Consider the following 227-nt stretch of genomic DNA (forward strand, 5'->3'; position numbering starts at 1 on the left):
CGATTCTTTCGAACGATCACTTGCTCACTTTCTATGATTTCCCCTTGGCCATACGCAAGAGTATTTATTCTACGAACCTGATTGAATCCTTTAATAAGCAAATCAAGAAATACAGCCACCGCAAGGAACAGTTCCAAAACGAAGAGTCGCTGGAACGTTTCTTAGTCTCGTCTTTTGATACTTACAACCAAAAATTCCTAGGTCGCAGTCATAAAGGCTTTCAACAG

At 40.5% G+C, this 227-nt stretch carries 1 protein-coding gene; it reads left to right on the forward strand.

From position 1 onward, the window contains the following. Nucleotides 1-227 (forward strand): transposase (locus tag KQI94_RS16445; protein WP_216454707.1); only part of this gene is annotated, 227 nt, incomplete at both ends.

Origin of the sequence: Enterococcus sp. S183_ASV_20 (assembly GCF_018919685.1) — a bacterium.
In the GTDB taxonomy this organism is placed as follows: domain Bacteria; phylum Bacillota; class Bacilli; order Lactobacillales; family Enterococcaceae; genus Enterococcus; species Enterococcus faecalis.